This is a genomic window from Defluviicoccus vanus, assembly GCF_014672695.1.
GTDB classification, from domain to species: domain Bacteria; phylum Pseudomonadota; class Alphaproteobacteria; order Rhodospirillales; family Defluviicoccaceae; genus Defluviicoccus; species Defluviicoccus vanus.
Genome location: NZ_CP053923.1, coordinates 3,456,719 through 3,475,690, shown reverse-complemented (window position 1 = coordinate 3,475,690; position 18,972 = coordinate 3,456,719). Strand labels below are relative to the sequence as shown.

The window sequence follows — 18,972 nt, the reverse complement described above, 5'->3', positions numbered from 1 at the left end:
TTGCCCCCAACGAAAAACGGGGCCCGAAGGCCCCGCTGGTCGCATGATTGATTGAGGTGTCGGTTCAGTCTGGAACTCAGCCGAGCGCCTGGACGATCTCTTCCGTCATCTTCTTCGCGTCGCCGAACAGCATCATCGTCTTGTCGCTGAAGAACAGCGGGTTGTCGACGCCGGCGTAGCCCGACGCCATCGAGCGCTTGATGAACAGACAGGTGCCGGCCTTGTCGGCATCGAGGATCGGCATGCCGTAGATCGGGGACGACTTGTCGGTGCGCGCCGACGGGTTGGTGACGTCGTTGGCGCCGATGACGTAGGCGACGTCGGCGGTCGAGAACTCGTGGTTGATCTCCTCGAGTTCAAACACCTCGTCGTAGGGGACGTTGGCTTCCGCCAGCAGCACGTTCATGTGCCCCGGCATGCGGCCCGCCACCGGGTGGATGGCGTACTTCACCTCGACGCCGTGCTCCTTCAGCTTGTCGGCCATCTCGCGGAGCGCGTGCTGTGCCTGCGCCACCGCCATGCCGTAGCCGGGGATGACGATGACCTTGCTCGCGTTCTTCATGATGAACGCCGCGTCCTCGGCCGAGCCCGCCTTCACCGACTTGCCGGCGGTGCTCACCGCCGTGCTCGGACCGCCCGACTCGCCGCCGAAACCGCCCAGCAGAACGTTGAAGATCACNCGGTTCATCCCCTTGCACATGATGTAGGAGAGGATGGCACCCGAAGAGCCCACCAGTGCACCGGTGATCACCAGTGCCGGATTAGACAGTGTGAAGCCGATGCCGCTGGCCGCCCAGCCCGAGTACGAATTGAGCATCGAGACGACAACCGGCATGTCGGCACCGCCGATGGGGATGATCAGGAGGAAGCCGATGGCAAACGCCAGCAATACCAGCGCCCAATAGGCAGCATAGGCTTCGGTCGTGCAGAACCAGATGATGCAGAGCACGATCACCACGCCGACCACCGCGTTCAGCGGGTGCTGCATCGGGAAGGTGATCGGATTGCCGGTCATCCATCCCTGCAGCTTGAGGAAGGCAATGACCGAGCCGGAGAAGGTGATCGCACCGACGGCGACGCCGAGCGACATCTCGACGAGACTACCGCTGTGAATGTGGCCGGCGGTGCCGATCCCGTAGGCTTCGGGATTATAGAGCGCCGCGGTAGCGACGAACACCGCCGCGAGACCGACAAGGGAGTGGAAGGCAGCGACCAACTGCGGCAGAGCCGTCATCTGGATGCGCAGCGCAATGACCGAGCCCGCGGAACCACCGATGAGGAGGCCGAGGAGGATCATCCAGTAACTGACCACGCCCGGAGCGGCGATGGTGGTGACAATGGCAATCACCATACCGGCGATGCCAAAGTAGTTGCCCCGCCGCGACGTCTCCGGGTTACTCAGGCCTCTGAGAGCCAGAATAAACAAGACGGCAGCAATGAGATAGGCGAAACCTGTCCAATTTTCAGCCATGGTCCCGCCCCCTATTTCTTAACTTTTTTCTTGAACATGGCGNAGCATGCGATTGGTGACAATGAAACCACCGAAGATATTCACGGAGGCCAGAATCACCGCGAGAAAGCCCATCACCTTCGAGAAATCGAAATGCGCCGGACCGGCAGCGAGCAGTCCGCCGACGATGATCACCGAGGAAATCGCGTTGGTGACCGCCATCAACGGCGAGTGCAGGGCCGGGGTAACGCTCCAAACCACGTAAAAGCCGACGAAGATCGCCAGCACGAAGACGGTAAACAGAGCAAGGAANGCCGCCGTGGCCACCCGCCGCCGCCGCCTCGGGCACGGTCAGTTGCGCTACGCCAGATGCCAGCTGCCCCGCTTGCTCCGCAAGCTGGGCAGCCTGGTTGGCGAGCTTGGCCGCTTGCTCGACAATGGTTGCAGAATCCATGGTTACTTGGCCTCCCCTGAGAGCAACGGATTGACCACCTTGCCGTCACGGGTCAGCAGCGTCCCGATGATGGTCTCGTCCTCCCACTTGAACGTGAGTGCCTTGGTTTCCTTGTCCACATGGGGCGTGAGGAAATTGAGGATGTTACGAGCGAACAACTGGCTTGCGTCCTTTGGCAAACGGCCAGGGACGTTGAGGTGCCCCACGATCTTGACGCCGTGGCGGACAACCACCTTGCCCGGTTCGGTCAGCTCGCAGTTACCCCCGGTTTCCGCTGCCAGATCGACGATGACCGAGCCTGCTTTCATGCTCTGCACCATCGCTTCACTGATCAGTTTCGGCGCCGGCTTGCCGGGGATCATCGCGGTGGTAATGACCACATCCTGCTTCTTGACGTGATCGGCGACCACCTCTGCCGCCCGGCGCTTGTAGTCCTCGGACATCTCCTTGGCGTAGCCGCCGGAGGTCTCGGCATCCTTCATCGCCGCTTCATCGACCATGATGAACTTGCCGCCCAGGCTTTCCACCTGCTCCTTGGTGGCCGGACGGACGTCGTTGGCGGTAACTACGGCGCCAAGCCGCTTGGCGGTGGCGATCGCCTGCAGACCGGCGACACCGACGCCCATGATGAAGACCTTGGCCGGAGGCACGGTGCCACCTGCCGTCATCATCATCGGGAAGGCGCTGCCGTATTCGGCTGCCCCGTCAATGACCGCCTTGTAGCCGGCCAGATTGTTTTGGCTCGACAAAATATCCATCGATTGAGCGCGGGAAATCCGCGGCATCAATTCGAGGGCGAAGGCGGTAATACCGGCGTCGGCGTAAGCCTTGACTTCGTCGACGTGGGTAAGCGCCGCCATCTGAGCGATAAGGACGGTACCCGGCTTCAGCATGGCAAGCTCGTTGAGGTTGCCATCAATAACCGGGCGCTGCACTTTAACAACCACGTCAGCGCCTGAAAGCGTCGACGTTTCGTCTTTACCTATGGTGGCTCCTGCCGCCTCATACTCGGCATCGGTGAAGGCAGCATCCTCACCAGCGCCGGTTTCGACGACGACTTCGAAGCCTAGCTGTAGGTACTTCTTGACGATTTCAGGCGACGCGGCGACCCGGCTCTCTCCGGGCATCCGCTCCCTTGGTATAGCTATTTTCATCTCGGACTCCCCCGCGTTTGCCTCGTTAGTGGCTGCGACCGGGGGTTTATGCCCGGTCCCACATCAATGCACAAGCGCCCGCTGTCGCTCGCCGGGAGTGCGACGCGTTCGCGATGCGTCATGTGGCGTGTCGCGCTCAGCCAAGTTTGACCGCAGTGCCGTTGGCGGTAACCATCAGCATCGAGCGCTCGCCCGAGCCCATGTACTCGTAGTCGAGGTCTATACCGACGACGGCATCGGCGCCGAGATCCTTCGCCTCATCAGCCAGTTCCTCGATCGCCTTCGTCTTAGCCCGACGCAATTCCTTCTCATAGGAGCCGGAGCGGCCGCCGATCACGTCGGTGATGCTGGCAAAGAAATCGCGGAGGAAGTTGGTGCCCATCACCGCCTCGCCACTGACGATGCCGAGGTAGCCGGTAATGCGCTTGCCTTCGATGCTCTGGGTGGTGGTCACGATCATGAATGAAGCCTCCTTGCGCAAAGGGGACGAGACGTCGTCTGACCATGGCGGAGCGAAAGCCGCAAGGGGCAAGTCGCGGCGCCTTCGCGGCGGCCTTCCTCCGCCGTGGTGGTGACGGTAATCCCACCGCTGCACCGCCCGTGGCCCGGGAATCATCGCCAGTCGATGGCGGGAAATCCAGCATCACACCAGCTGAAAGTGCCATTTTGCGTGATCGCCCGGAGGGTTACATTGCCCGACGAGCATCGGGAGGCGATAATAGGCCCTCAAATGAAGTGAGATGGGGGTCGGCGGCATGCATCTTCGCATTTTCCTCTCATCGCCGGGTGACGTCGGTGACGAGAGAACGCTAGCCCAGAGCGTGATTGAGCAAGAGCTGCCGCGTGATCCGTTGTTGCGCGGCCAGTTGACCTGCGAAGCAGTGCGCTGGGACGATCCCACCGCCCCGGTGGCGATGCCGGCGACGCTTACCCCGCAGGAGGCGGTCAACCGGGGGCTGGCGAAACCATCCGAGTGCGACGTGGTCATCGTCATCCTATGGTCGCGCATGGGCACGCCCCTTCCCGAGAGCTACCGCAAAGCGGACGGCAGCAGCTATCATTCCGGCACCGAATGGGAATTCGAAGACGCTCTGGCGGCGACCCCACAGCCGCACATTCTTCTATCGCTGCACCGCCAAGGTCAATNNATCGACGTCGATGATCCCGGCGCGGACCAGTTGCTGGAACAGCGCCGACGGGTGATGCAGTTCTTCAAGCGGTTTGAAAGCGCCGACGGCTCGCTGAAAGGCGGCTTCAAGAATTATGACAACCCGCAGGAGTTTCGCGACTTCCTGCGCGCCGATCTGCGCGCCTACATCAAGGACCGCCTGCCGCAGCAGCAGGCCGCACCGGCGCAGCACACGCCGCCGCCGCCCTACAGCCTGATCTCCAGCCTGCTGCGCAGCGGCAAGGTGATTCCGATCATCGGCGCCGGGGTCACCGACTGCGCCCGTCCGGCGAACGCGCAATGGGATCCGAAGGCGCCGGCATTCCTGCCGAGCGGGATGGAACTGGCGCAATTCCTCGCCAACGACACCGGCTTTCCGCTTGAGGCCAATCGCGACAACCTAGCCAAGGTGGCATCGTTTTACGAAGCATTCGGCACCCGGTCGACGCTGCGCGATCGTCTGCGACAGTTGCTGGACGCGGAGCAGGTGGCCGCGGCGACGTTGCCGTCCATGTATTCGCTGCTCGCGACGGTGCCGACGCCGCTGCTGATCATCACCACCAACTACGACCGCCAGATCGAACAGGCCTTCGCGGCGGCCGGCAAGGCCTACGACCTGGTGGTTTATCCTGCCGATCGTAAGGACTTGGCGAACGCGGTGATGTGGTGGCCGCACGGCAGCCACACGCCGAAGACGCCGCCCCCGAACGAACTCGACATCGACCTGACGACGACAACGGTCATCTTCAAGATTCACGGTGCGGTGCTGCCGGGAACGGACGAATGGGACAGCTTCGTCATCACTGAAGAGGACCACGTGGAGTTGCTCGCCCGGGTCGCCGCCAAATCAGCGATACCTTCGGTGTTCGGCGCGCATGTGCATGACCGCAGCCTGCTCTTCGTCGGCTTCAGCCTCCAGGACTGGAACCTGCGTTTGGTGATGCGCAGTCTCGCGCGTTATTTCGCCCGCCGCCTCGCCGCCAGCGACGACGACGAGATTCCCTCATGGGCAATCGACGATGCGCTGAATGAGCTTGAGATCAAGCTTTGGCGCCGTCGCGGTGTCTTTCCCTATCAGATCGCGATCGATGCGTTCGTCGCGAAACTGAGCGAAAGGTTACGCGGATGACCGTGCCGGATGCCCTGACCGAATCCGGCACGCCGCCGGCGCACGACGTGAACTGCCCCTACGTTGGTCTGCAACCCTTTGAGGCGACACATGCCGGCTATTTCTTCGGCCGCGAACGCGCGCAGCGCCTGATCATCGCCAATCTGATCGCCCAGCCGCTGACCATCCTTTACGGATCGAGCGGTGTCGGCAAAAGCTCGGTGCTCAACGCCGGCGTCCTGCCGCAGCTGCAGCGGCAGCGTCCGGCGACGCCGGTGATCATCTTCAGCGAATGGGCAAGGGCAGATTTCCGCCTGACGCTGGCACGCGCATGCATCGAGGCCACATGGGCGAAGAAGCCGCAGCAGCCGCGACCCTCAGCGGAGCTGCCCTTCGACGAGGTTCTGCGCGCCTGCGCCGAAGCGGTGCACGAAACGCTGCTGATCGTCTTCGATCAGTTCGAGGAATACTTCGTCTATCATCCGAAGTCGGCGGCACCGGACTCCTTCGAAGCGGAATTTGCCCGCGCCGTCAACCGCGAGGATGTGGACGTGGGCTTTCTCCTGGCGCTCCGCGACGACGGACTGGCCAAGCTCGACCACTTCCAGGAACGCATCCCCAATCTGCTCAACAACCGCCTCCGCCTCCGCCACCTCGACGAAGCAGGAGCGCGGATGGCCATTCGCGGACCGCTCGATGTGTGGAATGCACGACCCGCGGCAGCAGGTCAGCCGGTTGCGATCGAGGACGATCTGGTCACGCACTTAATTCAGCAGGTCCGCGTCGGCCACGTCTCCGTCGCCCGGCTGGCGGGAAGCGGTATCGCCAACCGCGAGCAGGAAGAGGAGCTCGCCATCGAAGCGCCCTTCCTGCAACTCGTCCTCTTCCGCCTGTGGGAGAAGGAGCAGGAGCAGGGATCCCGGTGTCTTCGCACCGCGACGCTGAGCGCCCTGGGCGGTGCCAAATCGATCGTCGGTCAGCACCTCGACGTGGCGATGCAGCGCCTCGACGACACCGAGCGCGCCGTCTGCGCCAATATCTTCGACCGTCTGGTCACCCCGACCGGCGGCAAGATCGCCTGCTCGCGCGAGGCACTCATCGGCTGGGCGGGACCGGAGCTTGCCGATCACGTGGCGGGGGTGCTGAACGCCCTGTGCAATCCGCGCGTCCGCATCCTGCGGCCGACCGAACTGATGGAGCAGCGTGACAAGGACGCCTACGAGGTGTTCCACGACGTCTTGGCGCCAGCGATCCTCGAATGGCGCAGCCGCTACCTCGCCCGACGCAAGGAGCAGCAAGCGATCGAGCGGGAGCGCAGCGAGGCGGCAGCGCGAGCCGAGCGGGAACGGGAGGAACTCAACCGGCGCGCCGAGCGGGAGCAGGCCGCGATCCGGCGACGGGCGCTGACGCGCCTCCTCCTCGCTTCCGGCGTTCTCACCCTCATCGCCCTGGCCGGCTGGTGCTTCTCCTTCGTCGAAGGCCGGCGTGCCGAGGCGAATGGTGCCGCCGCCGAATCGCTGCTCGCCGGTTCACGGGACGAACCGTTGAACGCCTTGGACCAGGCGCTGGAGGCGGTGGACGAAACCGGCTCGCTGCTGTTGCCACCAACCCAGGCGGCACAGGACGCTTTGCGCCAGAGCCTGCGTATCCTGCCCAATCTCGAACAGAAAGTTGCCGTCGCCGATCTGGTATCGAGCGTTGCCGTCAGCGCCGACGGCCAGCTGGCGGCCAGTGGCGGCCGGGACCGGCGGGTTTCCCTGTGGACACTGCAGGACGGTCAACTGCACCCCTACGGCACGCCGCTGCCGCAGAGCGAATGGGTGCGCGTCGTCGCCTTCCTGCCGCCGGCGGTGGGTTCGAGCGGCCACCGGCTGCTGGTTGTCGCCGGCGATACGGTTCGGCTGTATGACCTCGACCATCCCGCCAGCGAGCCGCGCCTGTTCGTCCACGGCAGCCCGATCTATGGCGCCTTTGCCGTATCCGCCGACAACCGCCGTATCGCAACCTTCGGCTGGGCGGGTGAAGACAAGCCGGCCGTGATCAAGGTCTGGGACCTGGATGCAGCGGACGGCTCACCTCCGGTGGAGATCGATCTTGGCGGCACCCGGGTGATGGGACTGGCGTTCTCGCCCGACGGCTGCTGTCTCGCCACCGCCGCAGTCACCGCCGGCGGCATGGGGCGAAGCTTCACCGAAATATGGAGCATCGCCCGCCGCCAGCGCGTGGCCACGGTACCGAATAGCGTCGAAAGTGACGCCGTGAGCTTCTCGCCGAACGGCGACTCGCTGATCACCGTCGGTCGCGACGGCCTTGGCCGCATTTTTCGCCCGACTCCCGATGGGCTGGCCCTCGATTCTCAGCAAGACCGGGGTGTTCCCGTCGAACCGCGCGAAATCGGTACGGTTGGCATCCAGGCCCAGGCCGCAAACGAAGGCGCCGTTGCCTGGGAGACAACGATTTTAACCGGACATACCGACCGGATTCGCAATCTTGCCGTCAGCGCCGACGGTACGCGCATCTCCACCGCCGGCGGTGACACCACCATACGGATGTGGGATCAGGCCGGTGGCCAGACCCTGTTCGTGCTCCGCGGCCACACGCATTACGTGGAGGGGGTTGCCTTCAGTCCCGACGGCCGCTTCCTCGTCTCTGGCGCGCGCGACAAGACACTGCGGCTGTGGAATGTCGGAAGGCACGCCGGCAGCATCAACGCCATCGCTTTCGCCCCCGGCGGCGATCTGATCGCCACCGCAGGCGCCGACGGAACCGCCAAACTATGGAGCGTCAAGGGCGACGTTCCGGAGTTGGTGCGGACATTGTCGGGACACGGTCGCGAGGTCTACCAACTCGCTTTCGATGCATCGGGAGAGACGCTGGCGACGGCAGGTTTCGACGGCTCCGTTCGCCTCTGGGACGTGAAAACCGGCGAAACATTCGACAACGTCGGCACCGGCAAAACACTGGCGATTCTCCGCGACCACGCGGACCAGTTGCGTGACGTGGCATTCGATGCCTCGGGTCGTTATCTCGCTTCCGCCAGTGCCGATGGTTACGTCTACCTGCACGATCTCGCCGATCACGAGGCGCCAGTGGTAGCACTCCGCCACGCTGCGGAAGGCAGCAACGTCCAGATTCAGGCAGTTGCGATCAGCCCACGCGAGGATCTGATCGCCACCGCCGGCAACAACAGTGTGATCCGCCTTTGGACACACACCGGCGACGATCGCGGCCGCCTCGAACGAAAGGGCGTCAGCATTTTCCGCGATCTTGCCTTTCGCCCTGATGGCGAAGAACTCGCGGCCCTCGGGATTCGACAGCTGGTGGTATGGCCGAAGGAAAGTCTCGCCGGCAGCAGTGGCGCACCGCGGCTGATCGTCGATCTGCGGAGACTCGGATTGCCGGCCGGGGGCAGTTGCGACGCCATCGCCTACAACAACGATGGTTCGCGGCTGGCGGTCGCCTGCAACGACGGCAGCACCTATCTGCTCGCCATGCCGGGCGGACGCTTGGTGGACACGATCACCGCGCACGACGGAGCGGTTCGCGGCGTCGCCTTCAGCCCCGACGGCCGCCGACTCGCCACCGCCAGCACCGACGGGACCTTCCTGGTGGCGCCGATCAATTTCCACGACCTCGACCTGCTCGCCCGCCGCCTGCAGGCGCGCGCGCACCGCGTCAACGACGACGAACTCGATCAACAGGAGGAATAAAGCGCCTGACGAGGGCGACGGCAGGTATGGGACGATGCGGGGATGAGCGTTCTCTCGCGCTGATCCTGGCCGGGCGCAAGCATACCGTACATGAAACGGCAGGCCAGACCTGACGCCAAGCCATTGATTCTAAATGGTGCCGCGGAGTGGAATTGAACCACCGACCCCGTCTGTCACTCGGCGCGGAAAATTGAGAGCCGGCCCCCGATCGACGCAGATGACCCGCTACTGGAGCAAGTGTTCACTTCGGTCCGCCGTCCGTCGGAATCCCCCTCGCAGGTTCACCTCCGGCGCGCCTTTGGCAGTTTGGAGAGCAAGGCGTAGCATGGCGCAATTTCCACGCTGAGCCCGCTGGTTTCGGCCACGGACAGGGCTGCGCGCGCGAGTGCCTCTGCATTTTCGCTGCCGAGCTCCGCTTGTGCCTTCAGGATCAATATTTCCATCCATGGGTCGGGCAACGAGCGTACGCTCGACAGGGCCGATGCCAGCGCTTCCTGAGCGGAACAGTCTCGTTGCCTGGCACTGGCGATCGCGCCAAGGGCTTGAGCCTGCACCCGGCAATGCGTCATTTCGAGTCTGCCCGCGGCCTCATCCAGGCGGGCAATCGTCTCGAAGGCTTCGTTGAGCGGGCCGGCCGCGATTTGAGCCTGCGCCAGCCGCGCCAACAAGCATGGGTAGAATGGCGACCGAAGCGCATCGCGACATTCTCGTGCCCCCGCTTCAAGTCATCGATCAAGGCGGCATCAGGACGGGCGAAAAGGCGAGCGTAACTCGCATAAAACAGAGCGGCGCATTTGTCGATCGGCCTGCCTGTCTCACCGGCAGTCAAGACGGCCTCCTGCCCTGCAGCTTCAGCTTCCTGCAAGCGANNTCCAGGAACGCATAGGCAAAACTGAGATAGCCGAAAAAGAACACCGCACGCGTACCCAGTNAGGCCAAAGCGGTCCCAATGCCATCGCCCTGCAAAAGCATCGCGGTGGGGTTCGAGCAAAGGCAGCATCGCAACCACGTCATACCTCTGCGCGAGACCCTGTGCATAAGCGAGGTCAGCCTCTGCCGCATAGCGTTCTTCGCCCAGCGATCGCGCGATATCAGCAACCCTCTTGGCAAGAGTTATAGCTGGTTCGGCACGACCGTACTGTTCAAANTAGCTATGATGCAATAATACTTTCATCTCGAGGCGTTCATCGCCGATTGCCCCGGCAATTTCTTGCGCCTCTTCAAGTCGTCTCAACGCGGGCGAGAATCGTCCGGTCGCTTCATAGGCCGGTCGCAAGCGCGTCCGCACATCGACAGCCAGAGCAAGACGCTCGGGCGTTCTCGGGAGGTTGTGGAGAGCCTCTACTGCGCCTTCGAGGAACCTGACGGCCCCCGCATAGGCGGACCGCTCGACCGCGCGCTCGGCGGCGCGAACGCAGTAACGTAGTGCGGCTTCCCATGCTTTCGCCCGCAGTGCGTGCTCGGCGAGCGCCTCGACGTCCTCCTCCGGGCGGCTCGTATCCTCTTCGAGAGCGCGCAGGACCTTTTCGTGCAGCAGGCGGCGCGTCTCGAGAAGCATGGATGCATAGGCGACATCATAGATGAGCGCATGGTTGAATGCGTAGATCACAGACGGGAATGACTGCTGCTCATGGATGAAGTTGCTGGAGCGCAGGAGTCGTAAACGTGTGGCGAGCTCATTGATCGACAATTCGGATACGCGCCTGAGAATAGACTCGTCCACTTCCCGCCCGATCACCGATGCGACCTGCAGGATATTCCGCGTTGCCTTATCGAGCCGGTCGATGCGAGCGCCGATCGCCGTGCGCAGGCTCGACGGAACGACAAGGCTGTCGGGCGGCTCGATGCATTTGTAGTCGCCAGGCGCGCCGCTGAGTGTCCCGCCCGCGATCAACTCCTGAACGAGTTCCTCCAGAAACAGCGGCACGCCATCCGCCCGGCCGAGGATAAGGTGCTTGACCGAATCGAGGCTCTCGTCGAAGCCGAGCAGGTGATCCAGAAGCGAGTTCGTCTCGGCAACGCTGAGTGAATTCAACGTGACTTGGGTCATTCTGCTCAAGACGTCGCGATTGGAGTATTCAGGCCGGTAGGTCACGAGAAGCAGGATGGACTGTTGCGCAACGTGTTCGAGCAAAGCGGCGACGACGGATTCGCTTTCGGCGTCGAGCCAATGTAAGTCTTCGAGAAGTATGACGTGGGGGCGCCGCCGGGCTTCGTGTTCAATCAGTTGTCTTACTGCGGCACGAATGTGGGCTGCCTGTTCGTAAGGATCGAGCTTGGACCACCCTCCCCCAATTGGGAGATCCAATATGTAATGGAGGGGATCGGTCAAATTCGCCGGCGTGCTGACGCCCGAGACGCGTTTCGCCAGTTCAGCGGCCATGACCTTCGGATCCGCCGCTTCAGCCAGTCCCAGCCAGGACCAGAGAAGCTTCTTGAGCGTGCGATAGGGGACGAGCGCTTCGAGTTCGACGGGTGCGCTTTCGAGGACAGCGAAACCGGCTTCGGCGGCGCGCTCGAGGAACTCGTGCGCCAAGCGCGATTTGCCAACTCCCGGACTGCCTTGCACGCCGATGGCCTGGCCATGACCGAGCCTTGCGCTCTCACCCGCCCGCTGCAGGATTGCGAACTCGGCGTCGCGTCCGACAAATTTGCTCAGACCCTGCCGGGCGCGCTGCCCCCAGCGCGACAGCGCATGGTCCTCTCGTTCGATCCGGTACGCCGCCTGTTCCCCTGGCAGCCCGGCGAGATCGCTCTCCGCGACAAGGCAGAACTGTATCCTTGCGCCCGTCAGCCGGCAGACGCGCCCGGTGGCGACGGACATCGGCCGTCTCAGCGAGCGCATGAGTTCGCGCGCTCCAAGCAGCGGTGGGCCGGCGGTCTCGGGGCGGCTCCTGTTGGGGACGAGCTTGGTGAATGTTTCGCCAGAGTCGACGCCGGCACGCAAGGCGACGACGCCGTCGGTCAGTGACTGAATGGTCGCCTGCGCATCGAGGGCGGCAGCGCATGCTCGCGCGGCGTGATCCTCGAATGAACCCGGCGCACCAAAAGCCACTGTAATCTCGGTCATTACCTCCGAAACAACAACACCGCCGTGTCGCTCGGCGACCTTGCCGATCTGTTGGCGAAGCAGCGTCAGCTCGTGTTCGGCGATTTCCGGATCCACGCCTTCGAAGTGGCGAGGGGGAGGAATAAGCTCGGCGGCATACACCGTCGCGTAGGTTCGCACACCGGCGATCGCCGCAAGTGCCGACATCGAAGGGGTGTGCGCGGTTGAAGTCGTCTCGGGTGTCGATGCTGCTCGAGAGACGGGAGTCATCGCGCCGTTGACGAGACCCGCCTGCGCGGCGCGTAGCAGATCATTGATTTGATTGCCGATGTCTCGATCGTCCGTCAGCAGCGCTCTCAGTGAGTGGGCATATCGCAAAGCTCGGTCTGGCTGCCTGTTCAAGCGTTCGATCAGCGTTCGCAGGATGCGCACGTGCAGGAGATCGCAGTCGTTCGCCAAGGCGTTCCGCCAGAGCTCGTACTCTGGGCAACGAGGCATCGGAACATCGGCCAGAAANCCGCCCCGGAACAGTTCGGCCGCCCTTTCGAGCCGACCGAGTGCGGCGACCGACAAATCGGCGGCCGCGAGACTTTGAACATCGGCGAAATCGCTTTCGATCTGTTCCGGAGGAAACCTGACGGTATGGCGATCCGCGTCGATCGACGGACCGGCCTCGTCCCCGAGCATTTGCCGGATCTTCGACAGACTCCAACGCAGCTCTGCCTTGGGGTCGTTCGGACCGTCCCAGAAGATGTCGCACAGCCGCTCGCGTTGGTGCGACCGACCCGTAACCGCCAGATAGGCAAAGAGCGCGCGCGTCTTCCGCGATTGCGGAAGTGGTATCGGCGCGCCGTTCCGTAACACAGCGAAGTCGCCAAGCAGCTGCAATCGAAGCATCGGTGTCGCGACGTCGAACTCTTTGGCTGTCTGTTCGTGGCTGAGGTCTTGTTGCCCGGGCCCCGCGTTCCCAGCTCACCGCCCCATTGTCGCAGCAAGTGAATCCACGGTCGACTCCACAATTTCATCGGGCGTTCCCACGCTCGCTCCAACGCAGGGCCTCCACAATCCACCCGTTGACGACGAAACAACCGTTCGCCGGTCTTCGCAGACACGCTTCGCAACGGAGGAAACATCGATGGATGGGACAACAGAGGCCACGTTCGGCGATCGCTACGCGCGCTGCGTAAAGGCGTCGAAGAGCGTCCGCTGGGATATCGACCTGGACGTGATCCGGGAGCGCAAGTTTTCTCGGACGGAGAAGTATCTCCCGGACGGGCTATCCCTGACGCAGGACTTCACCACGCTCTCCGAGGATGAGCGGCGTTTCGTCAGCCAGATTCAAGGCCGCACCTACGCCAACGTCTTCGGTCTCGTCGAGCGCTTCATCAACGCCAAGGTGCTGGAGCTCAGCCGCGAGCACTGGCTCGCTAACCAGGTTGCGCTCGAAGCGCTGGTCCGGTTCAGCGACGAGGAGCTCAAACATCAGGCGCTGTTTCGTCGCGTGGACGGGATGATCGGCGATGTCCTGCCGGAGGGATATCGGTTCGACGTCGATCCGAACGCCGTCGCTGAGGCCGTGCTCGGCAAGAGCACCTGGGCGGTGCTGGCGTTGACGCTGGATATCGAGCTGTTCACCCAGCTCCATTATTGGCAGAGCATCGAAGCCGACGCCGAGCTTTCCGAGTTGTTCAAGGACATCTTCTTCTTCCATTGGAGGGAGGAGTGCCAGCACGCGATCCTCGACGAACTCGAGTGGCAGCGACAGGACGCGCAACTGACGGCCGACGAGCGCGATCGCGCGGTCGATGACTTCATCGACCTGGTCGGCGCGGTGGACGGCATCCTTCAGGGGCAGGCTGCGGCCGACGCGCGCTACTTTATGCAAAACGTCGAGAGGCCGGTCGACGCGCCCGAAGCGGCAGCGATCGAGGCGGCATTCCTCCGCGCCTACCGCTGGCAATACATCCACTCCGGCGCCGCCCATCCGAGATCTGTCCGCGTCCTGTCGCGCCTGATCACCGAACCGCAGGGCCGGCGCATCGAGGCGGCGCTGGCGACGCTGCATTAGCGCCCACACGAATCTCACGACAACCGAATGCAAAGAGACGGAGCGAGACAATGGACACGATGACGAAGGCGAAAGAGTCCACGGTCGTCAACGGGATCAACCTCGACGATCTCAAGGCGCTGATTGCCTCGATCGAGGCCGATCAGGCGAAGGCGATGACGCAGTGGCGAGTGGAAACGACCTGGAAGGGGCAGACCCGCAGCCGCGCCGAGGTGCAAGGTTTCGGCTTCGGTGGCGAGCACGTCGATCGGCAATTCTCCATCGACATTGACGAACCGCTGGAACTGGGCGGCTCGAACCAGTTTGCCAACCCGCAGGAGTACCTGATCGCCGCCCTCAATGCGTGCATGATGGTGGGCTACGTCGCGCAGTGCGCCGTCCGCGGCATCACACTCGAGCATCTGGTGATCGAGACCGAAGGCGCCATCGACCTCCGCGGTTTCCTCGGGCTGAGCGCCGAGGTCGCGCCGGGGTACGAAGCGCTGCGCTACACCGTCCACATTCGCGGCGACGGCACCCGGCAGCAGTTCGAGGACATCCACGCCGCCGTCCTGGCCACCTCGCCCAACGTCCACAACCTGGCGCGACCGGTGGCGCTAACGCCTACCCTCGTCATCGACTGACATCGTGCCTCCGCCGGACGGCCCTTGCGGCGCGGGGTTCGCGCGCCACCGATGAGGGCCGTGCGGGAGGAGGACGTTCGCAGCAGAGGATACGCAGATGAGCAGCTCGGCGGGTGACCTGGACCGGAAAGCCACGTCATCCCTTCACAAATATCATCAAGCCGACACGACGGCGGATGTCGATGCGCTCGGTTCGATTTCTCCCTCGTTGTCGGTCATCGGAACCGATAAATCCGAACTGGTGTACGGTTCGAACAGTTCCGACGGAATCAACGCCAAGGCTGGGAACGACACCATCTACGCCAATGGAGGGAACGATACTGTCGAGGGTGGCAACGGCAACGACCTGGTGTACCTCGGCGATGGCAACGACCGCTATGTACCCTTCAATACCGGCGGCAACGATACGATCTACGGCGGTAATGGTAACGACTATATCTACGGCGCCGAGGGTAACAACTCGATCTCCGGCGACGCCGGCAACGATACCTTGTTCGGGGACCGCGGAAACGACACGATCTATGGCGGTACCGGCAACGACTACATCAGCGACAAGCACGGCAGGAGCTACATCAACGGTGGTGACGGCGCGGATACGATCCATACCTACGACAGCAACAATACCGTGATCGGTGGCGCCGGCGACGATTCGATCATGCTCGGCACCGGCAACGACTACATTTATGGCATCGGCGGCGGCAACGACACCGACTTCGGCGGCGCCGGCAACGACTACATCGCCGGAGGCGTCGGTCACGAGTACATTCTCGGCGACGACGGCAACGACACGCTGCTCGGCGGAGACGGCAACGACCTGATCGATGGCGGCTACGGCATCGACAGCATGGACGGCGGCTACGGCACCGATACGATCGACTACCGCTTCTTCGCCGGTCCTCACCGTCAATCTGTTCTCGAGCACGGCGTCCGGTCCCGGCGGCTGGAGTGAAGCGGTCGCCAACTTCGAAAACGTCTACACCGGCGACGGCAGCGACTACGTCATCGGTTCGTTCGCCGACAACGTCATCGACGCGCGCGCCGGCAACGACACCCTGCTCGGCCTCTACGGGAACGACACGATCTACGGGGGAGCGGCAACAACCTGATCGACGGCGGGAACGACAACGACCGCATCTACGGCGGCGACTACGGCGACACGATTTACGGCGGCAGCGGCAACGATACCGTCGATGGCGGCAACGGCAGCGATCTGATCTACCTCGGCGGCGGCGACGATTATCTGGACGTCTTCTCGGGCGGCAACGATACGTTTTACGGCGAAGACGGAAACGACTACATCTACGGCTACACCAGCGGCGAATACTACGACGGCGGCAACGGCGCCGACACGTTGCTCGGCAACTACGGGGCCGACTCGATCAACGGCGGATCGGGCAACGACTCGATCGGCGGCGGCGAGAGCAATGATGCGATCGATGGCGGTGCGGATGCCGACACGATCAACGGCGGCGACGGCGACGACACCGTGAACGGTGGCGACGGCGACGACCTGATCCACCTCGGCGCCGGCAACGACTACCTCAACGTGTCGTCACTCGGCAACGACACCGTCACCGGTGATGACGGTTACGACTACATCTATACGTTCACCGGCGCCGACAGCATCGCCGGCGGCGCCGGCAACGACACGCTGCTGGGCTATGCCGGCAACGACTTTCTCAACGGCGGTGCCGACGACGACTCTCTCTACGGCGGCTACGGGATCGACACGATGCTGGGCGGAGACGGCGCCGACACCCTGCTGGGTGGCGTGGACTTCGCCGACGATGTCTTCCGGTTCACCGCGGTCTCGCAGTCGACGACGACCCGCTCGGACCAGATCTTCGACATGGAGGGGATCGGCATCGCCGGTGGCGACCGGATCGATCTCAGCGCCATCGACGCCAATACGACGGTGGCTGGCAACCAGGCCTTCATCTTCGGCGGCACCGGCGCCGGCCATCTGTCGCTGGTCAATGCCGGCGCCGACACTCTGATCCTCGCCGACGTTGACGGAGGCGGCGCCGACCTGCAGATCATTGTCCACGATGGCGACATCCTTGCGGGCAATTGGCAAGCCGCCGACTTCATCCTGTGACCCCCAGCACCGAAGAGGCGAGGCGCCCCATGTTTCCCGGGGCGCCTCTGTCTCCAGCGCCGGCCAGCTACAGCCTCCAGCGGCTCACCCTTGTGAACATCCGCGCGCCGTCCGCAAGTTTCGACGCGATCGGATTCCGCTTTGTAGAGGTCGCTGCGCCTCGGTCGCGCCCGCAATAGAAAGAATTGAGAGGCAGGCACCGACCGACGTTGATGACCCCGACCATCGGCCGGCGGTTCGGGAGCAGCATCCCAATGGCGACGTATCCGCTTGAACGAGGGCAACAAGCACGAATGGCCCGAGGGACTGGAGCCGCGGTCGCAAGGATTTTCAGGCAAAGAGCTCACGGTCGCGGATCTTCACCGGAACGCTATAATCCTCTGCGAACTACGCGGTCCCTCCGGCAGCCCGCGGAGGTCGCCTGAGCAGAAGCTTGCGCCTGGCGTTCCTCGCCTCCTGCTGCGCCACCCGGAAGTGGTAGTGATCGAAGATGCGCAGGGCCTCCACCACGTAGGACACGGCGATCCGTCGGTCACGGACGACGAGGAGGTTCTCGCCATTCTCCCGGTCCGCCGACTTGGAGAAGTTGTAGGAGCCAAAGTAAACTCGAGCGGACGGCTTATCGAAGTCGATCACCAAAAATTTGTGGTGCATGCGGGTGCCTCCGCCTCCAGCCGGCTCTTCTGAGAACGGCTTTGGCGCGTTCTTGCCAAGTGCCGCGGCGCTGACGGGGGCCCGATTGCCATCGGGTTTCTGGAGGTCGAGGCCGCCTACCTTCTTGTCCGAGATGCCGTATACGAACAGGTCGTTGCGGTCCGTCACCGCCTTGATCGCATCACGGATCGCTCCCTTGGTCTGAAAGAGAAAGGCCAGCGAATAAAAGAGGCACGACGTCGTATGGCTCTCGATGTCTTCTGCCACGGCCGCGAGCAGCGCGTTCGCCGGCGCGTGCGGCGAAAAGGCGACCTTGGCGTCGATGCCTGACAGCCCAAGATCGGTCCACGTCGCCGAGGGGCTCTTGCCGAAGATCAAGACGTCGTCGCTCGCCCAGTAGGCGTCAAATGCTGCCTTGAAGGGTGCGATTGCGCTGGCACCCTGCAGGACCACCGCATTGTTGGCTTGAACGAAGAAACCGCGCCAGCTGTCAACGGCGCCGAGGATCTGGCGCTGATGCCGCGGATTGATGCGCTGTTCATGGCCTGGCCGTTTCTCGGCTCGCGGCGGATGACGGTGATGCTGCGGGCCGATGGCCTCACCGTCAACCGCAAGCGGGTGCAGCGGCTGATGCGGNGGATGGGGATCGCCGCTCTCGGGCCGAAGCCGAGAACGACGAAGCCGGCGCCGGGGCACAAGATCTTCCCGTATCGTCTGCGCGACCTGGTGATCGACCGGCCGAACCAGGTGTGGGCGACCGACATCACCTACGTGCCCGTAGGCCGCGGCTTTCTCTACCTGGTGGCGATCATCGACTGGGCGAGCCGGGCGGTGCTCGCCTGGCGGCTGTCGAACACCATGGACGTCGCGTTCTGCGTCGACGCGCTCGACGAGGCACTGGCGCGCTTCGGCAGACCGGAGATCTTCAACACCGACCAGGGCAGCCAGTTTACCAGTGCTGCCTTCACCGGCCGGCTGACCGNNAGCGCCGACATTCGGATCTCGATGGGCGGCCGCGGCCGCTGGATGGACAATGTCTTCATCGAACGGCTGTGGCGGTCGCTGAAGTACGAGGACGCCTATCTGAAGGGCTACGCCGATGGTCGCGAGGCGCGTGACGGGATCGCCGCGTGGATCGGCTTCTACAACACCCGCCGGCCGCATCAGGCGCTGGCCGGCCGGACCCCGATGGCGGTGTGGCGCTACGGGGGCGGAGGGGCTACCCTTGGTATCAACGCCGTCGATCTCGCGTACGCGAGGGCGTCGTGCTCCTCCAGCATTCTGTGCCATGCTTCGAATTCCGTTCGCTTTGAATGTGCTTGTAGTGACCAACAGCCTGCGGTTTGACGGGAGGTCATTCGGTCCGGCACCTTCGTTTCGGATTACAGGCGCCCCCTGGCGCAGCGAACACCCAGCGTGCAGACGAAGGAAACATC

General features: G+C 63.5%; 13 protein-coding genes and 3 pseudogenes. 9 read left to right on the top strand and 7 right to left on the bottom strand.

Annotation, left to right across the window (positions count from 1 at the left end):
* Nucleotides 1-76 precede the first annotated feature (76 nt).
* The 4 genes and pseudogenes from HQ394_RS15785 to HQ394_RS15770 form a co-directional block, all read right to left on the bottom strand.
* Complete coding sequence (locus tag HQ394_RS15785) at nucleotides 77-1,471, bottom strand: NAD(P)(+) transhydrogenase (Re/Si-specific) subunit beta (protein ID WP_190261022.1); 1,395 nt, start codon at nucleotides 1,469-1,471, stop codon at nucleotides 77-79.
* An 11-nt stretch (nucleotides 1,472-1,482) separates the two neighbouring features.
* Nucleotides 1,483-1,904 (bottom strand): annotated as a pseudogene (locus HQ394_RS15780) (proton-translocating transhydrogenase family protein).
* A 2-nt stretch (nucleotides 1,905-1,906) separates the two neighbouring features.
* The gene (locus HQ394_RS15775) at nucleotides 1,907-3,058 is read right to left on the bottom strand and encodes a Re/Si-specific NAD(P)(+) transhydrogenase subunit alpha (RefSeq protein WP_190261020.1); all 1,152 of its coding nucleotides are present in this window, start codon (nucleotides 3,056-3,058) and stop codon (nucleotides 1,907-1,909) included.
* A 136-nt stretch (nucleotides 3,059-3,194) separates the two neighbouring features.
* Nucleotides 3,195-3,518, bottom strand: coding sequence for a heavy metal-binding domain-containing protein (locus HQ394_RS15770; RefSeq protein WP_190261019.1), 324 nt, complete (start codon nucleotides 3,516-3,518; stop codon nucleotides 3,195-3,197).
* 280 nt (nucleotides 3,519-3,798) lie between these two features.
* Here HQ394_RS15770 and HQ394_RS15765 point away from each other — a divergent pair, with 280 nt between their 5' ends.
* Nucleotides 3,799-5,355 carry an SIR2 family NAD-dependent protein deacylase gene (locus HQ394_RS15765; RefSeq protein ID WP_456151449.1) on the top strand — a complete coding sequence of 519 codons (1,557 nt, stop codon included), beginning with the start codon at nucleotides 3,799-3,801 and terminating at the stop codon, nucleotides 5,353-5,355.
* Nucleotides 5,352-9,044 carry a WD40 repeat domain-containing protein gene (locus HQ394_RS15760; RefSeq protein ID WP_190261017.1) on the top strand — a complete coding sequence of 1,231 codons (3,693 nt, stop codon included), beginning with the start codon at nucleotides 5,352-5,354 and terminating at the stop codon, nucleotides 9,042-9,044. Before HQ394_RS15765 ends, HQ394_RS15760 begins: the two co-directional genes overlap by 4 nt.
* Before the next feature lie 281 nt (nucleotides 9,045-9,325).
* Here HQ394_RS15760 and HQ394_RS20185 read toward each other — a convergent pair whose 3' ends face one another.
* Both HQ394_RS20185 and HQ394_RS15750 read right to left on the bottom strand, forming a co-directional pair.
* Nucleotides 9,326-9,598 (bottom strand): hypothetical protein, encoded by a 273-nt coding sequence (locus HQ394_RS20185; protein ID WP_223291636.1) that lies wholly within the window; start codon nucleotides 9,596-9,598, stop codon nucleotides 9,326-9,328.
* An 11-nt stretch (nucleotides 9,599-9,609) separates the two neighbouring features.
* Nucleotides 9,610-11,868, bottom strand: coding sequence for an ATP-binding protein (locus tag HQ394_RS15750; RefSeq protein WP_456151635.1), 2,259 nt, complete (start codon nucleotides 11,866-11,868; stop codon nucleotides 9,610-9,612).
* A 1,360-nt stretch (nucleotides 11,869-13,228) separates the two neighbouring features.
* On the opposite strand from HQ394_RS15750, the gene HQ394_RS15745 reads away from it, so the two are divergent.
* The 6 genes and pseudogenes from HQ394_RS15745 to HQ394_RS15725 all read left to right on the top strand — a co-directional run bounded on the left by HQ394_RS15745 (nucleotide 13,229) and on the right by HQ394_RS15725 (nucleotide 16,882).
* Complete coding sequence (locus HQ394_RS15745) at nucleotides 13,229-14,161, top strand: hypothetical protein (RefSeq protein ID WP_190261014.1); 933 nt, start codon at nucleotides 13,229-13,231, stop codon at nucleotides 14,159-14,161.
* A 50-nt stretch (nucleotides 14,162-14,211) separates the two neighbouring features.
* On the top strand, nucleotides 14,212-14,784 hold the full coding sequence (locus tag HQ394_RS15740) for an OsmC family protein (RefSeq protein ID WP_190261013.1): 573 nt from the start codon (nucleotides 14,212-14,214) through the stop codon (nucleotides 14,782-14,784).
* A gap of 97 nt (nucleotides 14,785-14,881) precedes the next feature.
* On the top strand, nucleotides 14,882-15,733 hold the full coding sequence (locus HQ394_RS15735; RefSeq protein WP_190261012.1) for a calcium-binding protein: 852 nt from the start codon (nucleotides 14,882-14,884) through the stop codon (nucleotides 15,731-15,733).
* Nucleotides 15,651-15,890 (top strand): hypothetical protein, encoded by a 240-nt coding sequence (locus tag HQ394_RS21300; protein WP_407644753.1) that lies wholly within the window; start codon nucleotides 15,651-15,653, stop codon nucleotides 15,888-15,890. Before HQ394_RS15735 ends, HQ394_RS21300 begins: the two co-directional genes overlap by 83 nt.
* Nucleotides 15,887-16,165, top strand: a pseudogene (locus tag HQ394_RS21295) (calcium-binding protein); the annotation flags it as partial. The gene HQ394_RS21300 and the pseudogene HQ394_RS21295, both read left to right, overlap by 4 nt.
* A 105-nt stretch (nucleotides 16,166-16,270) precedes the next feature.
* A complete protein-coding gene (locus HQ394_RS15725; protein WP_263053737.1) occupies nucleotides 16,271-16,882 on the top strand; it encodes a calcium-binding protein in 612 nt (203 codons plus the stop codon).
* A 387-nt stretch (nucleotides 16,883-17,269) separates the two neighbouring features.
* On the opposite strand, the gene HQ394_RS15720 is transcribed toward HQ394_RS15725, so the two are convergent.
* Nucleotides 17,270-17,989, bottom strand: a complete 720-nt coding sequence (locus HQ394_RS15720) for a phospholipase D-like domain-containing protein (protein WP_190261010.1) — start codon at nucleotides 17,987-17,989, stop codon at nucleotides 17,270-17,272.
* 45 nt (nucleotides 17,990-18,034) lie between these two features.
* Here HQ394_RS15720 and HQ394_RS15715 point away from each other — a divergent pair.
* Nucleotides 18,035-18,724: pseudogene (locus HQ394_RS15715) on the top strand (IS3 family transposase); the annotation flags it as partial.
* Nucleotides 18,725-18,972: the final 248 nt, after the last annotated feature.

Coding starts and splice junctions, on each gene's coding strand:
- HQ394_RS15745 (WP_190261014.1), top strand. CDS start 13,229: ATGGATGGGACAACAGAGGCCACGTTCGGCGATCGCTACGCGCGCTGC.
- HQ394_RS15775 (WP_190261020.1), bottom strand. CDS start 3,058: ATGAAAATAGCTATACCAAGGGAGCGGATGCCCGGAGAGAGCCGGGTC.
- HQ394_RS15770 (WP_190261019.1), bottom strand. CDS start 3,518: ATGATCGTGACCACCACCCAGAGCATCGAAGGCAAGCGCATTACCGGC.
- HQ394_RS15740 (WP_190261013.1), top strand. CDS start 14,212: ATGGACACGATGACGAAGGCGAAAGAGTCCACGGTCGTCAACGGGATC.
- HQ394_RS15735 (WP_190261012.1), top strand. CDS start 14,882: ATGAGCAGCTCGGCGGGTGACCTGGACCGGAAAGCCACGTCATCCCTT.
- HQ394_RS15760 (WP_190261017.1), top strand. CDS start 5,352: ATGACCGTGCCGGATGCCCTGACCGAATCCGGCACGCCGCCGGCGCAC.